We start from the raw sequence: 2,265 nt of genomic DNA on the forward strand, positions 1-2,265 counted from the left end.
GGATAGTTGCCGCTCGCCACGGCGACGTCGACGAAATTCAGGCTCGCCGCGCGCTGGCGGATCAGCACCTCGCCGCGCTGCGGTTCGGGCGTGGCGACGCTGGCGGCGCGGAAGGCGTCGAGCCTGGGCTGGGTGAGTTCGATGGCTTTCATGGGTTCACTCCGTGGGGCCGATTGACGGTTGAGTGAAGCTATCTGCTGCGCTATGCCTCGATAATTGTCGTCTTTTGCATTTGAGTATTGCAAATCATGCAGCAATCCCACGAAACCGCCGCGCTCGCCGAAATGGCCGCCTTCGCGGCCGTCGCCGAGGCGCGCTCCTTCACCCGGGCGGCGGCGACGGTCGGGCGCGACGCGACCATCCTGTCGCGCCGGCTGCAGTCGCTGGAAGAGCGGCTGGGGGTGCGGCTGCTCCACCGCACGACGCGCAGCGTGTCGCTGACCGAGGCGGGCGCGCAGTTCCTGGTGCGCGTGCGCGCCATCCTGGCTTCTGTCGACGAGGCCGAAGCCGCGGCCTCCGCCCATGCCGGCGGCCGGCCGCGCGGGCTGCTCAGGCTGGCGCTGCCCGGCACGTTCGGGCGCATGTGGATAGCCCCGTTCCTGCCGCAGTTCCTCGCCGAGTTCCCGGATCTGCGCATCGAGGCCGAATTCTCCAACCGCTTCGCCGATCTCGTCGCCGAGAATTTCGACGTCGCCGTGCGGCTGGGCAGCCTCGAGGATTCACGCCTGGTGGCGCGCAAGGTGGCGACGCGGCGCCGGCTGCTCTGCGCCGCCCCGTCCTACCTTGCTCGAAGGGGCATGCCTCAGACGCCGCAGGCGCTGCTCGAACATTCCTGCCTCGGCTTCACCGGCTTCCAGACCTTTCCGGTCTGGGAGATGACCGACCGTGAGGGCCGGCGCGCGCGCGTCGAGGTTTCCGGGCCACTGGTCAGCGACGACGCCGAGGTGCTGGTCGAGGCCGCCGTGCAAGGCGTCGGGCTGATGATGAGCACGGACTGGCTGGTCGGACGCGAGATTGCCGACGGCCGGCTGGTGCCGATCCTGGAGGACTGGACGCTGGCCGACGAGGGCGCGGTTTATGTCGTCACGCCCTCAGCCAAAGGCCAGGCCGCCAAGACCCGCGCCTTCGCCGACTGGATCGGCAAGCGATTTTCGCCCGAGCCGCCCTGGCGGCGATGAGAAGGCAACCTCCGAGATGTCGGCGGAAGTCCTGAGCGGGTGATCAAGGCATTCAGGGACCATGAACAAAAATTAGGAGCCTGGCGACATGCCGGCTAAACTGCTCACCCGCTCACGCAAGAGGCAAGGCTAATGTCCACGACTGTAAATGTCCGCTACATGGTCAACGATGTCGAAGAGGCCCTCACCTGGTACACGAAACATCTGGGCTTCACGCAGCTTTCGAACCAGGCGCCGGCCTTCGCGGATGTCTCGAGGGGAGCGCTTCGGCTGCTCCTCAGCGGTCCGACCAGTTCGGCGGGCAGGCCGATGCCGGATGGCGAGCGGCCTGGCCCAGGCGGCTGGAACCGCATCCACCTGATCGTCGAGGATCTTGCGGCCGAGGTTGGCCGGCTGCGGGCGGCGGGCCTCAGCTTCCGCAATGAAATTGTGACCGGGCCGGGCGGCTCGCAAATCCTGCTTGTCGATCCTTCCGGCAATCTGGTGGAACTCTTCCAGCCGGCCAAGGCCCGGTGATTGCAAACCCACGTCGTGGCGGCAAGGGCGTGGGGAACTGGCGATCGTGGGCATCGCCCCGGCGATTGCCATGCGGTGTTCCATGCAACAGGGGAAGGGTTACGCTGGAGAAGTTGATCTAGCGCCAGCCTATCCTTCGTCATGTATGGACGGCCCCTCTTGGGCAAGAGGGCCGTCCATATATGACGAAGCGAAAGGGCGGGAGATTGCGCGCTCGCCCGTTTTCGCCAATCTCTATATGATCACCGCATCACGAGAGGGAGCGATCATGAAACGCGGGCCGGCAACACTCATCCTGGCACTGCTCACCACCCTGCCCGCCCATGCCGCGTCCTGCTCCTGGTCCGCCAGGATGGAGGAGGACGAGGGCGGCAGCGTGATGATGGCCTCGGTCTGCGGCGGGCCGAAGGGCGATGCGCATCTGATGCTCGCTTGTTTCGGCAAGCCGGTGCTGAGCTACGATCTCGGCGCCGCGGGCGGACAGCTGGAGCCCGGCATCAGCGGCTCCTTCACCTTCAAGGCCGGCGACAAGAGCCTGACGGAGAAGCTCGAGCTGGAGGCGATGTACAAC

General features: G+C 66.4%; 2 protein-coding genes and 1 pseudogene. All 3 read left to right on the top strand.

The genetic code is table 11. From position 1 onward, the window contains the following. Positions 1 to 248: 248 nt before the first annotated feature. Positions 249 to 1,178, top strand: a complete 930-nt coding sequence (locus EOA27_RS32725; protein ID WP_126083359.1) for a LysR family transcriptional regulator — start codon at positions 249 to 251, stop codon at positions 1,176 to 1,178. A 132-nt stretch (positions 1,179 to 1,310) separates the two neighbouring features. Continuing rightward, positions 1,311 to 1,694 carry a VOC family protein gene (locus EOA27_RS32730; protein WP_126083360.1) on the top strand — a complete coding sequence of 128 codons (384 nt, stop codon included), beginning with the start codon at positions 1,311 to 1,313 and terminating at the stop codon, positions 1,692 to 1,694. 268 nt (positions 1,695 to 1,962) lie between these two features. Then, positions 1,963 to 2,265 (top strand): annotated as a pseudogene (locus EOA27_RS32735) (hypothetical protein); the annotation flags it as partial.

The organism is Mesorhizobium sp. M2A.F.Ca.ET.037.01.1.1 (genome assembly GCF_003998075.1).
In the GTDB taxonomy this organism is placed as follows: Bacteria; Pseudomonadota; Alphaproteobacteria; order Rhizobiales; family Rhizobiaceae; genus Mesorhizobium.

Bases quoted from the DNA above. Each gene is read 5' to 3' on its own strand.
- EOA27_RS32725 (WP_126083359.1), top strand. From the start codon at position 249: ATGCAGCAATCCCACGAAACCGCCGCGCTCGCCGAAATGGCCGCCTTC.
- EOA27_RS32730 (WP_126083360.1), top strand. From the start codon at position 1,311: ATGTCCACGACTGTAAATGTCCGCTACATGGTCAACGATGTCGAAGAG.